Annotated in this window: 13 protein-coding genes and 3 pseudogenes; 9 read left to right on the top strand and 7 right to left on the bottom strand. The window is 57.5% G+C overall.

The genetic code is table 11. The features are described from left to right. Positions 1 to 16: 16 nt before the first annotated feature. The 5 genes from GS620_RS06425 to GS620_RS06405 are packed head-to-tail and all read left to right on the top strand — an operon-like array spanning position 17 to position 2623. Positions 17 to 463, top strand: coding sequence for a hypothetical protein (locus tag GS620_RS06425; protein ID WP_216597838.1), 447 nt, complete (start codon positions 17 to 19; stop codon positions 461 to 463). Between the two features lie 4 nt (positions 464 to 467). Beyond that, complete coding sequence (locus GS620_RS06420; RefSeq protein WP_171171014.1) at positions 468 to 1133, top strand: MotA/TolQ/ExbB proton channel family protein; 666 nt, start codon at positions 468 to 470, stop codon at positions 1131 to 1133. Further along, positions 1123 to 1494 (top strand): biopolymer transporter ExbD, encoded by a 372-nt coding sequence (locus GS620_RS06415; protein ID WP_171117684.1) that lies wholly within the window; start codon positions 1123 to 1125, stop codon positions 1492 to 1494. The genes GS620_RS06420 and GS620_RS06415 overlap by 11 nt, the downstream gene beginning before the upstream one ends. Then, positions 1491 to 1886 (top strand): biopolymer transporter ExbD, encoded by a 396-nt coding sequence (locus GS620_RS06410; RefSeq protein ID WP_171170702.1) that lies wholly within the window; start codon positions 1491 to 1493, stop codon positions 1884 to 1886. Before GS620_RS06415 ends, GS620_RS06410 begins: the two co-directional genes overlap by 4 nt. Further along, positions 1883 to 2623, top strand: a complete 741-nt coding sequence (locus tag GS620_RS06405; protein ID WP_171614736.1) for an energy transducer TonB — start codon at positions 1883 to 1885, stop codon at positions 2621 to 2623. Before GS620_RS06410 ends, GS620_RS06405 begins: the two co-directional genes overlap by 4 nt. A 332-nt stretch (positions 2624 to 2955) precedes the next feature. On the opposite strand, the pseudogene GS620_RS06400 reads toward GS620_RS06405, so the two are convergent. Further along, positions 2956 to 3478: pseudogene (locus GS620_RS06400) on the bottom strand (IS6 family transposase); the annotation flags it as partial. A 97-nt stretch (positions 3479 to 3575) separates the two neighbouring features. Beyond that, a complete protein-coding gene (locus tag GS620_RS06395; protein ID WP_171614734.1) occupies positions 3576 to 4523 on the bottom strand; it encodes a hydrogen peroxide-inducible genes activator in 948 nt (315 codons plus the stop codon). 140 nt (positions 4524 to 4663) lie between these two features. Here GS620_RS06395 and GS620_RS06390 point away from each other — a divergent pair, with 140 nt between their 5' ends. Beyond that, positions 4664 to 4909 (top strand): YdcH family protein, encoded by a 246-nt coding sequence (locus GS620_RS06390; RefSeq protein ID WP_171614732.1) that lies wholly within the window; start codon positions 4664 to 4666, stop codon positions 4907 to 4909. A 470-nt stretch (positions 4910 to 5379) separates the two neighbouring features. Then, positions 5380 to 6062, top strand: a pseudogene (locus GS620_RS06385) (IS6 family transposase). Positions 6063 to 6237: 175 nt separating this feature from the next. On the opposite strand, the gene GS620_RS06380 reads toward GS620_RS06385, so the two are convergent. Beyond that, entirely contained in the window at positions 6238 to 6951 is a 714-nt protein-coding gene (locus GS620_RS06380) for a PP2C family serine/threonine-protein phosphatase (RefSeq protein ID WP_171614730.1), read from the bottom strand. Positions 6952 to 7086: 135 nt separating this feature from the next. Continuing rightward, positions 7087 to 7977: an adenylate/guanylate cyclase domain-containing protein gene (locus GS620_RS06375; RefSeq protein ID WP_171614728.1), complete on the bottom strand. Its 891-nt coding sequence runs from the start codon at positions 7975 to 7977 to the stop codon at positions 7087 to 7089. A 127-nt stretch (positions 7978 to 8104) separates the two neighbouring features. Here GS620_RS06375 and GS620_RS06370 point away from each other — a divergent pair, with 127 nt between their 5' ends. Together GS620_RS06370 and GS620_RS06365 are read left to right on the top strand one after the other, a co-directional pair. Next, positions 8105 to 8560 (top strand): hypothetical protein, encoded by a 456-nt coding sequence (locus GS620_RS06370; protein ID WP_171614726.1) that lies wholly within the window; start codon positions 8105 to 8107, stop codon positions 8558 to 8560. Positions 8561 to 8573: 13 nt separating this feature from the next. Continuing rightward, positions 8574 to 13040 (top strand): WD40 repeat domain-containing serine/threonine protein kinase, encoded by a 4467-nt coding sequence (locus GS620_RS06365; RefSeq protein ID WP_171614724.1) that lies wholly within the window; start codon positions 8574 to 8576, stop codon positions 13038 to 13040. Positions 13041 to 13068: 28 nt separating this feature from the next. On the opposite strand, the pseudogene GS620_RS06360 reads toward GS620_RS06365, so the two are convergent. The 3 genes and pseudogenes from GS620_RS06360 to GS620_RS06350 all read right to left on the bottom strand — a co-directional run. After that, positions 13069 to 13232: pseudogene (locus tag GS620_RS06360) on the bottom strand (IS6 family transposase); the annotation flags it as partial. Between the two features lie 619 nt (positions 13233 to 13851). Continuing rightward, the gene (locus GS620_RS06355) at positions 13852 to 14961 is read right to left on the bottom strand and encodes a ParB N-terminal domain-containing protein (protein WP_152459954.1); all 1110 of its coding nucleotides are present in this window, start codon (positions 14959 to 14961) and stop codon (positions 13852 to 13854) included. Continuing rightward, positions 14958 to 16265, bottom strand: coding sequence for an AAA family ATPase (locus GS620_RS06350; protein WP_171118234.1), 1308 nt, complete (start codon positions 16263 to 16265; stop codon positions 14958 to 14960). Before GS620_RS06350 ends, GS620_RS06355 begins: the two co-directional genes overlap by 4 nt. Positions 16266 to 16943: the final 678 nt, after the last annotated feature.

The following is a 16943-nucleotide window of genomic DNA, read 5'->3' as shown; positions in this document are numbered from 1 at the left end:
ACGGAAAGGACCCGTCATGACAAAAGCCGTGCATCACCTTGTTCGGGCGGTCCTGCTGGCCCTGCCCCCCATCGCGGGGGCGGGGTTGGCCAGTGCCGAGAACACGCAGCGAGCAGGCGGCGTCACGATCGAGCTCAGCTCGGCCGTGGACCAAGATCAGGGCTGCCTGCTGAGCTTCGTGGTCAAAAACGCCCATCCAGCGGATATCGGCGGCGCCGTCTATGAAACGGTGCTGTTCGGCGCGCAAGGCGAAGTGGCCCTGCTGACGCTGCTGGATTTCCAGGACCTGCCCGCCGGGCGGCCCCGCGTGCGCCAGTTCAAATTCACCGGCCTTGCCTGCAATCAGATCAGCCGGATCCTGATCAACGGGGTGCAGGACTGCGCCTATCCCGGTGATCTGGCCGATGCCTGCCTGTCCGGCCTGACGCTGCGCAGCCGCCTTGAAACCGAGTTGATTGGATGATCCGATGGATGCGTTTCTGCAAAGACTGACCGCAATTCTGGACCTGGGCGGCCCGGTCGTGGCGGTGCTGATCGCGACCTCTGTCGCGACCATGGCGCTGATCCTCTACAAGCTGTGGCAATACAAGGCCGCCGGGGTCGGGCGGCATGTCGAGCTGTCGCTGGCCATCGAAGCCTGGGACCGCAACGACCGGGCAACCGCGCGCGCGCATCTGGACCGAAGCCGCAGCTATCTGGCGCCGGTGGTCGCCATTGCGCTGGACGGGCACGGGCCGGAACTGATGGACCGCGCCGATGCCGAGGCCGAGGCGCGCTTTGCCGGGCTGGAACGCGGGCTGAACGTGCTGGACATGGTCTCGCAGCTTGCACCGCTGCTGGGGCTGTTCGGCACCGTGCTGGGCATGATCGAGGCCTTCCGCACCCTTCAGGAGGCCGGCAACGCGGTGGATCCGGCGCTGCTGGCCGGCGGCATCTGGGTTGCGTTGATGACGACCGCCGCGGGGCTGGCCGTGGCCATGCCCACCTCGCTTGTCCTGACCTGGTTCGAGGCGCGCATGACCCGCGAACGGGTCTTTACCAACCGCGCCCTGCGCACGGTGTTTGCCCCCGGCCACGCCGCCGCGCCACGTCCGGCCATTCCGTCCTCCGAGGCGCTGGCACATGGCGCTTGAAACCCGCAAAAGGCGGCACCGGCGCTTGTCGATGACATCCTTGATCGATGTCATCTTTCTGCTGCTGCTGTTTTTCATGCTCACCTCGACCTTCTCGAAATACGCCGAGATCGAACTGACCACCGCCGCGGCGGGCGGGTCGCAGGCCCAGCGGCCCATCCGGTTCATCAAGCTGGAGCGCGACCGCATCCTGATCGACGGCACCGAAGTCGCGCCCGACGCGGTCGCCGCACGGTTCGACGGCCGAACCGACCAGCTGGCCTTGATCAGCCTGGGCGGCGGGGCGACCTCGCAGCAGTTGATCGACTTGCTGACCGCGCTGGAACCCGTGTCTCGGCTCAGCACGCAGGTCATCGGATGATCCGGCTGACCCCGAAAACGAAACCCGGCCGCGAGCCGACGATCGCCCTGATCAACGTGGTCTTTCTGATGCTGGTCTTCTTCATGATCGCAGGCACGCTGGCGCCGCCTCTGGGCGAGTCGGTGCAACTGGTGCGGACGGCGGATCTTGAAGGGCGCGAGCCCCCGGATGCGCTGGTCATCCGCGCCGACGGCGTGCTGGAATATCGCGGGGCCGAGCTGACAGATGTGGCGGCCTATGTCGAGCGCGCCTCGATCGACCTGCCATTGGATACCGTGCGGCTGGTGCCCGACCGGGCCTTGCCGGCAGTGCGGCTGAAAGAGGTCAGCGATGCCCTACGTACCTTGGGCGCCAACCGGGTCTTCGTCGTGACCGAGCGGGGCCTGCCATGATCCCGCAATCCCGCATCATGGCCGCCGCGCTGGTCGTGCTGGCCGCCGCGACCCACGCCGCCGCCCTGTTCGAATTCGACACGGACGAGGCGGTTTTCGTCGAAGGCGGTGGCACGGTTGCCCCTGCGGCGCTGGGGTCCTCGTTCCGGGATTACGCGGCTGGAACCATGGCCCCGCCCCCGGCGGCCGCGCAGCAGTCACCCGTTGCCCCGGCCCGGACCGCGCCAGAGGCCCCGGCCGACCGTGCGCGCGCGCAGCCGGCCACCAGGTTGCAGGCGCAGGCCCCGGCCCGGCGGCAGAGCGCCCATACGCCGACCCTGCAAAAACCCCAGCCGCAGCAGGCCCGACCCCCAAAGCCGCCCACCCCGACCGGCAATGCCGCAGTCAGCCGCAAAAAGGGCAGCGCCACCGGCAAAGCGGCGACGGGGGCGGCCTCGGCGAAACGGACGAACCGCGCCGCGCAGGAGCAGGGAAATGCCGAGGCCAGCACTTATGTCGGTCTGGTCAAGCGCAAGATCCTGCGGGCGAGGCGCAAAAGCGTGAACATCCAAGGCTCGGTTCGGGTGGCCTTTCGCATCGCCGACAGCGGCGCGCTGGCCTCGGTCAGCGTTGCCCGCAGCTCGGGCTCGTCCCGGCTGGATCAGGTCGCACTGGCACAGGTCCGGGCCGCCGCGCCCTTCCCGCCGCCGCCGGCCTCGGTGCGGCGCGCCTATACCGTGGAAATCGTCAGTAAATAGCCGACCCCTTGCGCGAACCGGGATTTATCGCAACTTCCCATTTTTCGCGCGGACGTTTCCTTGGGACTGTTGCATTGTTTTGAGGGGTTTTGTTGCAAAGATTTAAGCCCATTGAGTTGTTTCAGCAATCGCTCGTGCGTCAGGTGGCGAGCTCAACGAACTGCTGAAATGGGCAGAGGCCGGGCGTGAGTTGGCCCTTGCGGACCATGTGCGACACTTCGATTCCGTCAAGCGTTGTCGCCGCTGAAGCGATGGTCCTGTTCCACAATGTTATTTAAAGGCTTTGTCGCATTCTTCTTTAAAGTCGGAATGCGGCTCGAAACTAGCTGTGTTTAGATGGCGAGTTCCGCAAATTGCTTGCACGGACAGATTCCGAGTCCGAACTGACCCTTTCGGATCATCTGCGCACTTCAATCCCACCAAGCGTAGCGGAAGCAGATACAAACGATTTCAAGCCGAGCATTGGTCGGATCCGGCGTTTGATAAATCTGTGATCTTGCTCAATGATGTTGTTTAGGAATTTCCACCTCTCCATCTCGATTGGGATCGGGCAACCAAAGCCCTTCAACATCTGTTGACGGCTTTGATACCGGCGGTGTTGGCACCGCTTTTGCCTATCACTATCTTTCTTGGGAGCCCGTTTACCTCAAGCGCACGTGCGAAGAACTTCGTTGCTGCAGCTTTGTTCCGCCGTTTGGACAGCATGAAATCAAGAGTCTTACCGTGTTTGTCGACTGCGCGATACAAGTAGACCCATTCCCCTTTGCCGCGCACGTAGGTTTCGTCCATCCGCCAGGATCGATCGCAGCAACGCTTCTTTCGACGCGTCCGGTCGGCGACCAGAGGTGCGTATCGGTTCCAGTGGTCTTGCCGGCGTCAGTTAGTCAAGTCAGCGAAATGTGTGATAAGACAAAACAGAACTCTAAAGTGATCAAGCTTGCTGCTTAGCAACTCACTCTGGAGTCAGCAAATCGGCAAACTTGTCGCGCGCAACTGACCGGAAAATGGTTCCTATAATTTCTATAGTGCGTTTGTGCGCTGAACGTTTTCTCCAGACCAAGCCAACAGACCTTGTGAAACGGTCCTTGCGAAACGATAGGACAGAAACATCGCCGGTGTCCGGGGAAACCTCGGAACGAACATATAGAGCAGGCAGAAAGCAGACACCCATGTTTAACGCAGTCATTTGCCGTAAGGCATCAAGACTTGTACCTTCGTAGTCTTGCCGTGGATTGGCACCCAATTCCTCGCACAAAGCGACAATCTGATTGTGCAACACATAAGTCGACGTCAAAGCAAGGACGCCTTGCCCGGCCAAGTCCGCATCTTGGGCTTCAGACTTGCTCGACAGCGCATGATCTTTTGCGACGGTCAGCTTTAGTGGCTCCCGGAATAGGCGCTCTACCTCCAAGTCGGCTGATCGTACCGGAAGCTGTGTGAGGATTAGATCGTGCTGACCGCGAAGAAGCTCTTCTTGCAGAACCAGCGGTGCTGCATCTCGAACGATCAACTTAAGTGAAGGAAAAGACGTATGTAGGTGCCGCATAACATACGGGAGGAAATAGGGACCCAATGTGGGAGATGTTCCTAGCCGGATGGTGCCACTGACACCGGCGCTGGCATCTCGCGCCAAGTCCTTAAGCGTTTCCGCTTCCTCAAGCACCCGTCGCGCCTGCGCCAGAACTTCCCGACCATTTGGGGTCAGGATTGCTCCCCGCTGACCACGCTCGACTAATTGGACACCGAGCACGGCTTCCAACCCGGCGATCTGTTGACTAAGCGAAGGCTGGCTGATGCCAAGGCGTTCAGCCGCACGCCGATAGTGTCGCGCTTCGGTCAACGCGACAAAGTATGCCAACTGCTTCAAAGTCACATCACTACCCACGATGCCAGCCTCCAATGGATAGGTTTTTCCTATTTAAATTTAATTTATGATCACCTTTTTTAAACTTCTATCCACCCGATATTGAAAAAGTAAGTGCTGATAGAGCGGGTTCGCCATTCAGCCCAATACAAGCCCCGCTAAAATAGGAGACAAAGATGCCCCGAAATAACCGTGTCAAAGCCTTTTCGTTGAAAGCCCGCCTGGCCGAGCTGCGCATCAAAAACATGGAAGTCAAAAAGCTGATCGCAGACGAGCTTAAGCGGCCGCTACCATGTTCATTGTCTTTGCAACGGCTCAAACGCAGGAAACTGGAATTGAAGGACCAGATGTCACGTTATGACGGGTTGCTACATACATTGGCGGCATTTTCGCCCAGCCAGTCTCTTCATCCGCAAAGGTGATCAATATGTTTCCACAAGTGTATCAACTGACCGGCCTCAGGTATTTTCACAGCACTGATCTGAGGGACATGAGAAAAGCCATTTTGGAAGACGAAGAGGATGGACCGGATGGCGGCAGTCCGCACGTTAATCAGCAACAAGCTCAGCGGCAGGGTCAGCCCCGTATCCGATAGAACAGAGTCTTGGCTTCTGAGAGGTGTTTTGATGCGCTGAGGCCAACTACAGGCATAGCCAACTTTTTTGCCACAACTGATCCGATTTTCGCTCACAAATAAAGACGCCTCCAATTAGGTTTCTCGCAAACCCACAACGGCACATCAAGGCCAGCGGGGGCGTCTTCACTTTCAGATCCAAGCGCTTCTTGCGAACTATGCGCAAAATTCGGTTGTGTCGCGAGTTTTGACCGAGGTTGACGAAATCGCGAGCTCTGGTGCTTGTTGCTTTCAAATCAATCGCGAGCAGGTCTCAGAATGGTTTCTTTGAAAGACTGCCATTTCCCGAAGGATATGGTTTTGTACGCTGTCTTTTCTATTTGCGCTACAGTGTTTCCTATCGCGACCTTGAAGAAATTATGGCTGAACGGGGCGTTTCCGTCGATCACGCTACGTTGAATAGATGGGTTGTAAAATATTCGCCGATTATCGCTGCGCGCGCGCAATCGAAAAATCGCCCAACACAGAAATCTTGGAGAATGGACGAAACCTACCTCCGTGTGCGCGGTAAGTGGGTGTATCTCTATCGGGCCAACGACAAAGCAGCAAACACCCTTGATTTTATGCTGTCTGAGCGAAGGAACGGTCCCGCAGCAACCAGGTTCTTTGCCAAAGCGCTGTCTTCAAACGGAATCCCAGACAAAGTCGTCATCGATAAGAGCGGAGCCAACGCAGCAGGTATTCGAGAAGTGAACAGGATTTTGAAGCGGTTTGGTTGCCAAGCCAAGGTGCAGACAATCAAGTCCAAATTTTTGAACAACATGATCGAGCAGGATCATCGGTTCATAAGACGGCGTGTTAGACATATGTGTGGGTTCAAATCCCTCGCATCCGCGTCCGCTACGCTGGATGGTATCGAGGTCGCCAACATGATCCGAAAGAAGCATTTCTCCAGCGCAGCCACCTTTGGCTTTCAGGTGCGTGCTGAGATCGCAGGATAAGTGTGCCTGGTAAGACGCTTACTCTGATCGTTCCAAATATTTGCACTACAACCGTTTCAATCTACGCCTCGTTTTGAAGATGCAGCAAGTAGCATTGCCGGAATGCCGAAGCAGCTTTAGTTTTTAAGCAGAAGCGAGAATTTCTCTGTCGGCCCTCCGTCGGACATAGGGTACATCAGATTACGTCGATAACAATAACTGAGATATTATCTGCACCGGCTCCGTCCAAGGCGATTTGTATCAGCCTGTCTGCCGCCTTTGCTATCGGCGCCTGTCTCAATGCAATGCGCTGTGTCTCAAGCTTAACAGAGTTGGTGAGCCCGTCCGTACACAGAAGGAAACGATCCCCAACCCGAAACGTTGCTTCAACTGAGTCCATCTCCAGCCTAGCGCTTGCGCCCACAGCACGGGTGACCACACTTGCCTGCGGATGATGCTCGGCCTCCTCCCAATTCAGTTCTCCCAAGTTCACGAGATCCCCAACGACCGAGTGGTCCGCCGTCAACATCTGAAGGTTTTCGTCCCGAAGGCGGTAGAGGCGACTGTCACCCGCCCAGAAAACCAAGAAGCGATCCTCTGTCGCCACGACGGCCAGAACCGCTGCACCGATCGACCCATTTTGACGCGTGATGCTCTCCCTCCAGATGAGGTTGTGGGCGTCTAGGATAGACCAGCGCAGCGCCTGGGCCTGTTCGTACGGATCCTTCAGGCAAGGAACGTCTGCAATTCTGTCAACAAGCGTCTGAGCCGCAAAATCGCCTGCGTGATGCCCCCCCATGCCATCGGCCACAACCCACACACGATGATCCGGCAGAGCAAGTATCCGGTCCTCGTTGATCGTACGTACCTTGCCGACATGCGTCGCAGAACTGAAGCGAAATTGGCTCATGCAGATCAGCTCGGACCAGAAATCGTTTCATCTGGGCAAGTGTCGGCAGTTTCGTTTCGCTGAAGTGTCTTGCCTGTCAATTGGTCTGGTCCAGTCATCAGAGGTGTTCCTTAGTCCTGGATTACGAAAACGGGTCTATTGACCTTGAGCGGATTCCTTGAAAGATCGAGTCTGTGAATATCTGACGACAGACTCGGACGATTGTGCGAATGGCGCCCCCAAGGACACCGCGCCATTGCCGATCAACGTGACGCTGCCGCGGCGTGCGACGATTTCCCGGCCTTCATCCATGCGAACAAAACTGCCCAGGGTGCTGTGATCGCGCAAGACAACGATGCCGTTCATGACCGACACGGTGGCATGTTTCCGTGATACCCAAGGCTGCGGCACTACCAAATCAGCATCTTCGGCACGTCCCAGAGAGACTTCACTACCTTCGGACAATTCCCTGATAGCCGCTTCATATCTAAGTACAACACTCAGCGATCCTTCGGATGCGGTCGAGTGGCTGGCGAATTTCATTGTTAGATCGACAGGATCTTCGGCGACGTAGGAATGTACTTTCAACCGGTCGCTTACGCCTTTCAGGCTCAGAACATCGACTTCGCGCAGCGTCCCACGTGACGCAGTACTCAGTTCACCAAGAAACGGCTCACAGACAAGCACTTCGCGGGGTTTGGCCAGCGAAGCAAGACGCGACGCGATGTTCACCGGGGTGCCATACAGATCATTTGGAAGGCGCAGCATACTTCCCCAACTCAATCCCGCGTGCACTTGGAGCGCTCCTGCATCGATATTTTGCGTTGCGGTCTGGGCCACCTCCAGTGCAGCGTTCGCATCTTCGAAGAACGCCAAAACGTCGTCGCCCTTGGAATGCAGGAATGCGCCTCCCAGATACTGGATCTGAGTGCGCATTTCTTGCAGGCAGTGGTTGATTTCGCGTAACGCGGCCTGCTCTCCCAGCTCTTCGAAAAGCGGGGTGCTGTTGGACACATCTGCCACCAACGCAGCGCCGACAACCTTCATGCGTTCCGCTCCATGTCGTTACCCCAACCCGGATCGCCTGGCGCGGTTAGGGAAATTTCGGGACTTGTGATACTCTCACACAATCCCAGTCAGAGCAATTTTTTGTGAAAAAGGGGGCTTGAGGGCCATGACATTTAAAAGAAATATATTTTTCGGAAAGACTGCTGCAGGCGCATTGACGGTGACTGCCTGCCTGTCCGCGACTGCATTTGCCCAGGATTCCAATGCCTGCCCGGTGGACGGGTGCGTCGTCGAGATCGTATCCGTCACAAGCGAGGGAGGTGAACTTGCCGTCGAGCTTAGCGCGAATTTCGAGCCTGACATCTCGAAGAACCATTTTCATATCTGGTGGGGCGAGCTTTATGACGTGAAGCAAGTAAGCAACAACGCTGAAACCGTTCACAACGTCGCGCAGGGTGACTGGCACCCGACCGACGCCTATCCAAAATATACAACAAGCGGTGTGACATCGGTCTCGCAACGCGGTGATGCAGTTTCGCTGTGCATCTCTGCCGCAGACCGCAACCACGACATCATTGATCCCGAGGCTCTTCACTGCGTCGACGTGTCAGCGAACTTCTGACGAAGGGACATAGATGGAATTACCGGCATACATCGGACGATACGTTGTTCGCCGGGAAATCGCGAGCGGCGGTTTCGCCCTGGTGGCCTTGTCTTGGGACGAGGAACTTGCAGCCGAAGTCGCGATCAAGATCTTGCTGGCGCACCATGATGATGACGCGTTGAACCAGCGCTTCATTGAAGAAGCGAGGCTGCTGCGCCGGATTCAGTCGTACCATCTTGTCGGGGTGCATGACATCGGTCGGCTTTCGGATGGCCGACCGTACTTCGTGATGGACTACGCGGATTTGGGGCCGCTGACATCGCAGCTGACAACCAAAAGTTCCGCGGACGGCGGCTTACCGCAATATGATGTGCTGCAACTGGTCGACGCGATGACATCAGGGCTCTCGGCGCTTCACCGGGCAGGCGTAGTTCACCGCGATATAAAACCGGACAACATTCTGTACCAGACCGTCGGAGCGCGGACCGGCACCGCCGTCAGCGGTGCCGGGTCCGAAGATCAAACGATATTGAACCCCGTCCCGCCACTGCAGCCTGTCCGCTTCGATCGCATCATGATCGGTGATCTGGGGATTGCCAGCGATATGCTGCAAGACAGCACATCCTCGGTCGTTTTTGGCGGCACGCCCGCCTATATGGCGCCCGAACAGTTCGATGTTAACCAGACCGTCAGCTCTGCGGTCGACATCTATTCCGCGTCCGCGGTGCTTTGGTACGCAATAACTGGCAGCCGCCCTTCTGACATATCAACACTGGAACAAGAAGTTGAGCGAACCCAAAGCCCCTGGCGGGACTTTTTCTTGCGCGGAATGGCGCCTGACCCGGCCGAACGCTTCGCAGATATCCAGTCGTGGAGCAGTGCGGCCCACGACATCATGGCTCGGATTGCCGCGCAGGCGCCAGACCCGACCAGCACGCGCCACGTGCTTGGCGCCACGGCACAATCAGAAGCGGATTGCCCCTATCACGGGTTAAGCGCATTCCAACCGGAGGATGCCGACCGCTTCTTTGGTCGCGAAGAGCTTGTCTCCGACCTGCTGCAACGCTTGCGGACGTTGAAAGTGCTTGTGGTCGGAGGCGCCTCCGGCAGTGGCAAAAGCTCGTTGATCCGGGCGGGCGTCATCCCGTCATTGCGACAGGATCTGGTGCCGGGCAGCGAAACCTGGCGGATCGAGCTTTTCACGCCTGGTCGCGATGCCCTGTCCGAGCTGTTCTATCGTCTGCGCGGTACCGAGGGGTCAGCGCGCGTGCGCCTGGGTGAATTCGTTTCGCGCCCCTCCATTGCTCGTCAGGTCGTGCAGGATTCCGGTCCTAGGCCGGTCTTACTGGCCATTGACCAGTTCGAGGAGCTTTTCACACTCAACGACAAACAGACAGCCCAAGATTTCGTGGATGCACTTGCGGCCATAACCGATCCAGCGGACAGCGATGTGCGCATCATCGTCACCATCCGCGCCGACTTTTACGAAAAATGTGCTGCGATCCCCTGGCTGGCCGAAGCTGTGAGCCGCAATCAGGTGCTCGTCGGTCCGATGTCGGCGAACGATCTGCGCCGCTCGATCGTCGAGCCGGCCCGACGCGTAGGGCTCTATGTCGAACAACATCTGGTCGACGCGATCGTATCGGATGCTGGAAACGATGCCGGTGTTCTGCCGCTCATATCGCATGCGCTGGTTGAAACCTGGAAGCGGCGTCTGGGCGCAACGCTGACCTATGAGGGGTACCGCGGGAGCGGCGGGATGGCGGGCGCGATACGTCAGACCGCAGATGCGATTTTCGACAATGACTTTTCCGATGAGGAACGCAAAGTTGCCGAACGCCTTCTCCTCAGCCTGGTGACACCCGGCGAGGGTGGTGCCGATACCCGCAGGATCTTTGCGCGCTCTGAACTGCAGGATGATCCCGATGCGAAAGTAATGGGCCGAGTCGTGAAACACCTGACCGAAGCGAGGCTTCTCACGGTAGACGACGAAACCGTCCAGATCACACACGAAGCCTTGCTGCGATCCTGGCCCCGGCTCAGCCGTTGGATCGACCGGTCCCGGGGCGATTTACGGTTGCGTCTGCGAATCGTTCAAATGGCCGATGACTGGATTGAGTCCGACCGTGACCCCGACATGCTCGTGAGCGGGGCCCGGCTGGACTACATCCTGGAATGGTTGGAAAAGAACAAGGACAAGGTCGGCGCAAAAGAGTTGGAATTTCTCCGCGCGAGCGAAAAAGCGCGCAATGCCAGGCAAAAAGAGAAGGATGAACGTCGACAAAGGCGGAGACGACTGCAGGTGTTGGCGGTTTGCGCGCTGGCCGCATTGACCGTTGGCACGACCGCGGCGTCTGTCATCGCCTTCATCGAATCCAGACAATCTCAGGAAAATGCCGCTCTTGCTGATGCGGCCACGCGGGTGGCGAAGGACAGCCTCGCCAGCGCCCTTGGCGCTGCGGCAGCGGGATACGCTATGGAAGACCCGTTGCTTGCGCTGAACCTCGCGGCGCAATCCGTGTCCCAGTCACGCGGCCCAAGCACCAGCTATGAGGCGCGCGTTGCGCTTCTCAAAGCGCGCAGCGTCTTAGCCAAGGGGCTGCCTGTTCCCGTAGGCGCTCCGGTCGCAGCGGGGGACGCGTTGGCAATCGCAATCTCTCCTGATGCCGGTTCGGTGGTAGTCGGCGGTCGGGACGGGACAGTTCGCATTCTGGACACCACATCCCGCCAGCAGGTGGGCGAGACACTTTCCGGCGGCATCGGCGGGATTCAGGACATTGCGTTTTCCCCCGGAGGAGACGGGTTCGCAGCCGTCGGTGACAGCGGACGCATCGCCTTCTGGCCGTTCAGTGATGGTTTTGCCGCAGAATCGGTGCTGCTGGGCGAGGCAAGTGACATTCAATGGCGACTGGCCTTTCACCCCTCCGAGCCCGTACTCGCGACGGCCGGAGAAGATGGAAAGATATCCATCTGGCCGCTTTCGGAAAACGTATCTTCAGAAGCCAGGGTTCTGGCAAGCCGGACCGGTGATTTCACCAGCATCGCGTTCAGCCCCGACGGCCGTGCCTTGGCGGCTGGCAATGGATCTGGTGAGCTGCGCATCTGGCACTATCCAGACGGGAATGAAATGTTCCCGACTCTGGACACAGTGCATTCCAGCGATGTCTGGATGTTGTCCTTCAGCGAAGATGGAACGTTGATCGCAACCGCAAGCAGCGACGGCAGCTCCGCTATTGTCAGATCCGGATCTGGCGAAGACCTGGGCCGGGCCTTTCCTGCAAAAGACGTGATCAGCTCGATTGAGTTCATGCCCGTCGGATGGACGCTGGTGGGTGGCAATAGCCGCGGCCGCCTGCTGCTCTGGGATGTTCTGACAGGTGAACTGACTGCGGAATCTCCCACTGGTCATTCGGGGCGCATCCTGGACATGGCGGTATCGGCCGATCTTGCTACAGTGGTGACCCTGGGCGCGGATCAGAACGTTCGGTTCTGGCGACTTGGCCCGCCCGCGCAGCTCGCAAAGACATTCGCCACGCAGGACGGCGCGAAACCAAAGGGCGTCGCACTTGGAACTGACCGCGTCTTTTTCGGCGACACCAATGGGGGCGTGTCGGGTGCACAGCTTGATGCTTCCGCAATGCTCACGGGTCCGTCACACCAGCATCAGGTTTGGGCAACAGCGCTGTCGCCTGATGGCCAGCGACTGGCAACGGCAGACCGCATGGGGCAGATCGTAATTTCCGATACGGGTTCTGGCGCAGAGCAAACCAGTCTCGCCTCGCTTGGAGAGGCGATTTGGAGTCTTGCATTTTCTGCGGACGGCGCCACAGTGCTGGCAGCCGCAGAAAATGCCGCCTATCTCATTGATGTGGACAGCGCTGCGGTGCTGCGCACGTTTCCCGTTGATCCCGGCCAAGGAACGCGCGCTGCCCTGCATTCGGCTTCCTCTCGCGTCGCCGTTTCGAGCAGCCGGGGCGTAGTTTTGATATGGTCGGCAGACCAGGATACTCCCCCAGAAAGACTGAAGGTTTCGGACAATCTTGTCTGGTCCGTTGCTTTCAGCCCGGATGGATCTTTACTTGCTGCTGCCGACAGTGATGAAACGGTATCGGTTTGGCGCCTTGCCGACGCGGCGCGACTACAAGATTTTTCCGGGCATGCCAGAGGGGCTACGGATGTCCTTTTCCTGGACGATGGCGCCAGCCTGGTGGCCGCCGACAGAAGCGGTAGTTTGCACATCTGGGACCTCAGCTTTGGAAAGCTGATCGGTCGTATTTCGGATGCCCATGCCGGACCCATCTGGCGTCTGGCCGCGCATCCCGATGGTCAGACATTCGCGAGTTCCGGTGATGATGGCGTGGTGCGGATCTGGGAAGTTTTGAGCACAGAGGCCGCTTGCAAGCTGAGTAGCGGCGTTCTTGGACCGCAACAGCGGGAGCAGTATCTGGGCGCAGCACACAACGATGATATCTGCGGGCGACTTCAGACACGCGACTGAGGGTTGTGTTGCAAAGTTTCTTGCTAGCCGAATACCGTGTTACCCATCGGTTCGGTGTGGTCTACCGAAACACCGCGCTCGGCCATGATTTCTTCTGGGTCTCGATAAGAAACACCGTAGCGGACGTACGTAATAGAAGACTGCGAACAAGATCACGTCTTTCGGATACTGTTCGCCTTTAAAAGAAATCATGGACCAACCTTCAACTTGATAATTCCGTTCACCACACAGGCGCTGACGCCACAAAGGTCAATTGCTAAAAGTTTGCAACAGAGCCGGCTCTGTTGCAGTTTAGGCGTTAACTGGCTCCCCTCGCCTGCGTGATTTCTGTTACAGAGCAAAACTTCCACTCGAATTACGCGCATAAACAAGGCTTTTTGATCGTTACTTTTAGTGCGTTGTTTTACTTCATTCATATATGATAAGTACCCCTTATCATATATTACTTCTCTAGCCGAGATTGTGTGCAATGAGTAGCCGTCATATCACCTTATTCCCGTGTCACATGTTGCATGCTGAAATCTCAAGCAGGTATCAGGCGCCCTTCCGTGATCTGAATGTACGAACCCGAACAAGACGCCGTGGTTTTAGGCCCCGACAACACTCCGTGAAAATGACCGTTCCTGAACCAACGTCGATGACTGAAGCCACAAGCCCCGTCTCAAGCTGCGGCAGCATCTATCACGGGACACGAATTCAAGGCAAAACAACTTATGGGCAGTAATCCCTTGCTGAGAACGTCCAGGCATTAGCGACAAGACAAAGGCGCCGGATTCGACAGGCGCCTTTTCTCGGACCTTCAAACCAAACCTTACCCGTGGGTAAGATCGTCTTCCTCGGGAAGAGCATCGATGAAAGCAGCTATTGCCGCCTCAAGTTTGCTGCGATCAACACGCGTAAAGTCCAAATCATATCTCAACTCAATTCGACCACTGGATGCCGAGCACTTGGCGATCCCTGCCCGCCCTGATACCTGAAACGTGGTCTTTGCACGTCGTGGTTTATCGGCGCTTTCAACCGGAGCCTTCTTTGCCACGCTTGTTTCCGGCGCGCCCAGAAATGACCTGAGGATAGCAACCTCACGCGCTCCGTCACGGTCCGGCTCGCTCATGACCGCGGCACTCACCTGGCGCACCAGACCGGGCGTTGCATCCAGCTTGCGCTTCAGCTCTACGCCTACGTTGCGCGGAATGTCGTTCGGATGTTTCAGAACCTTGTCCAACATCATCAGCAAACTGGCAAATGACCTAATGTAACTCCGCTTTGTGTAACTGGCGGATTTGAACAGAGTGGAAACCGCCTTGTCTACATCCGGGCAATCATTTGCCGGGTCTTCGGCATACGCGCGCGCCAGAGCACCCATTTCCGCAAACGAGATATCCTTGCGGATCAGGTTCTCATCCACCATGCGCCGGTAGCTGCTGTCGAGATCGCCCGCCTCTGAAATACCCGCTGGAATTCTGGCATAAGACTCATCGCCCGTTTCCTCATACAAGACCCGATAGGCAGACAGGCGCCGCATCCCCTGGATCAGTTCAAATCGTCCATCTGAGCGACGCTCAAGTCGGATGGGGTTGGACAATCCGATTTCCTGAATTGACGCTTTTAGCTCGTCCAGTTCCGGATCCGGCCCGGGTTTACGATCCCGCGTCAGCTTTTCAAACAGAATGTCAGCCAATGCTACACGTTCGGTCACCAGACCTTCGGAACGCAGGCGCACGAGTTCATGCGCAAGACGATCGTTTTCTGCGCGAATGGTTTCTTCCGTCGATTGCTGGTCGCGCAGCGCATCAGCATTTTCCGAAATGGCCGCAGCCATCGGGCCTCGCCGCTTTTCAAGAACCTTGTCCGGAACCTTGCCGACAGGAATGTCATCCATTGCGGGCAGGTCGATATCAAACATTCTGCGCTTGCGGCTCATGCGTCATCCTCCAGCTTGTCCCAGGCAGACAGCATCACACCTCGGAATTCCTCGTAAACATTGTCGAACGTCGAACGGGCCCGACGCCAGGTTTCGCGGGTCATTTCGCGATAATCCATTTCGTACACCGAGCTCAGAAAGCGGCCGGATTGCTCGACCGCGCGGGTCATTTCAACAGGGTGCTGGGCGACGTGGTCTCCGAAGACTTTCTGGAACGCGTCGAACATCGCCAGATGCAAGGCGTTTCCGGGCTCGTACCTTGTAAGCAGGAACCGCAGTTCGCAGAAGGTTTTGGGAAGACCGATCTTACCCGTGGGTAAGGTTTTGTCGAACCCGTAGGCCAGGTCCTCCAAAGCTTCTGCCAGCTGACCGATAAAGGACGTGGTCGAGTCATATTCCCAGTACCCGGGGCCAGACGGGATGTACAACATGTCCGCCGCGAACACCGCGTTCATGGACTGATACCCAATGGCCGGCGGGCAATCGAACAGGATCAGGTCATAGGCGTCGTCAGGGATTTGATCCAGATACCGGGACACTGCGGCAAAGAAAGACCATTCAGGGTTCAGGTGGCGATACTGTGCCGAGGCAAATTCGACGAAGGCCGCGTTCGCACAGGATGGGATCGCATCGATGGTGGACCAGGACGTCCGCCTGATGAAATCGCTGATCCGCAGATCTCCAAGCCCCATATCCGTGATCGCCGGGGGCAGTTCCCGGCGGGGTAGGGCGGTGCCGGACTCGGCCGCGGCGGGCCGGTTGTTCATGCGCTCGGTCTCGCGGATCAGGTCACGCGCCATGATCCCCCAGACAGTGTAATCCTCGGCGACATCGGTCAGGCCCATTGAATGGCTCAGCGTGGCCTGCGGGTCGAAGTCAACGACAAGAACACGGTACCCATCAAGCGCGGCAGCATGCGCAAGATGCAACGCCACCGTTGACTTGCCCGCCCCGCCCTTGAAGTTCGCTACGGCCGCGCGAATGGCCCGCTTGCCCTCGGGACGCGGTGGCATGAGGGATTTACGATTCACCTTGAGTCGCCGCCGCAACTCATTCACCTCCTCCAGGCTGAACCAGCGCTGCCGCCCCTCGGGCTCAACCTCGCCTCCGGGCAGAGACGGATCAGCGGCCAGCTTTCCGCGAAAGGTTGACTGGTTGACCCGGAAGATCAGCTCGGACACTTCCCAGCTCGAAAACCGGCGGAGTGTCTTCTCCATCTCGGGGCTAAAGGTCTGCTGACGAATCCACCCCTGGAGTTTGAGAGATTGATTGCGCAATGCATTCAGGTCTTCGTGCGTGTACATGCCTCATGTCTCTTTGTTTGGAACGTAAATTTCTGTTCGTTTCTTATTTACGCCCGATTTGCGCTTTACGCAAAAGAAAATATGATGAAACTCAAATCTTACCCACGGGTAAGAAAACAAGGCCCTGCAAGGCCATCGCCGATTCGGCAGCGCAGAAGTTGAAGGGTGACGATTCGCAACATGCCCTCAACCGTATTTAGGGGGGCATTCTTACTGGACCGGCGATATATGGGGGGACACAACAAGCCAATAAGGGGACATCCTGAACGTCCCCCTTCACCAATACTTCACCAGATTTCTTTTATTTTTTGATCTGGATTGGCGCAATTTTCTGACCTGTTTCAGACTCTTCTTGACAGAATCGAAGCTTTGGACGCTAATTAAGCCAAGATGACGAAAAGCGTTGGAAAACAGCGCGAGATCGGCGGGACACACCCGTCTGAGGCAGACAGAGCGGTGAGAACGGGTATGCAGCTGGCTAAACCGGTCGGGCGAAATGCGGCGGCCTTAAAATATGATATACTTTCTGCGCTCACCATATATGCGTTGTCAGGCGACAAGCATCGGCAACGCAGTGTACTGCGTGTCATCTCATTGATTACGACACGATATAACTGGCGAAACAACGAATTATCGATTGGACGCGAAGAAATTTCGCGCCTTTGGTCAGTGAACGAA

Source organism: Ruegeria sp. HKCCD6428, assembly GCF_013110595.1.
GTDB lineage: Bacteria > Pseudomonadota > Alphaproteobacteria > Rhodobacterales > Rhodobacteraceae > Ruegeria.
Note: the sequence above shows the minus strand (reverse complement) of the source record. Positions and strands in the feature narration are given on the sequence as shown.

Coding starts and splice junctions, on each gene's coding strand:
- GS620_RS06420 (WP_171171014.1), top strand. CDS start 468: ATGGATGCGTTTCTGCAAAGACTGACCGCAATTCTGGACCTGGGCGGC.
- GS620_RS06425 (WP_216597838.1), top strand. CDS start 17: ATGACAAAAGCCGTGCATCACCTTGTTCGGGCGGTCCTGCTGGCCCTG.
- GS620_RS06370 (WP_171614726.1), top strand. CDS start 8,105: ATGACATTTAAAAGAAATATATTTTTCGGAAAGACTGCTGCAGGCGCA.
- GS620_RS06410 (WP_171170702.1), top strand. CDS start 1,491: ATGATCCGGCTGACCCCGAAAACGAAACCCGGCCGCGAGCCGACGATC.
- GS620_RS06355 (WP_152459954.1), bottom strand. CDS start 14,961: ATGAGCCGCAAGCGCAGAATGTTTGATATCGACCTGCCCGCAATGGAT.
- GS620_RS06350 (WP_171118234.1), bottom strand. CDS start 16,265: ATGTACACGCACGAAGACCTGAATGCATTGCGCAATCAATCTCTCAAA.
- GS620_RS06405 (WP_171614736.1), top strand. CDS start 1,883: ATGATCCCGCAATCCCGCATCATGGCCGCCGCGCTGGTCGTGCTGGCC.
- GS620_RS06390 (WP_171614732.1), top strand. CDS start 4,664: ATGCCCCGAAATAACCGTGTCAAAGCCTTTTCGTTGAAAGCCCGCCTG.
- GS620_RS06415 (WP_171117684.1), top strand. CDS start 1,123: ATGGCGCTTGAAACCCGCAAAAGGCGGCACCGGCGCTTGTCGATGACA.
- GS620_RS06375 (WP_171614728.1), bottom strand. CDS start 7,977: ATGAAGGTTGTCGGCGCTGCGTTGGTGGCAGATGTGTCCAACAGCACC.
- GS620_RS06380 (WP_171614730.1), bottom strand. CDS start 6,951: ATGAGCCAATTTCGCTTCAGTTCTGCGACGCATGTCGGCAAGGTACGT.
- GS620_RS06365 (WP_171614724.1), top strand. CDS start 8,574: ATGGAATTACCGGCATACATCGGACGATACGTTGTTCGCCGGGAAATC.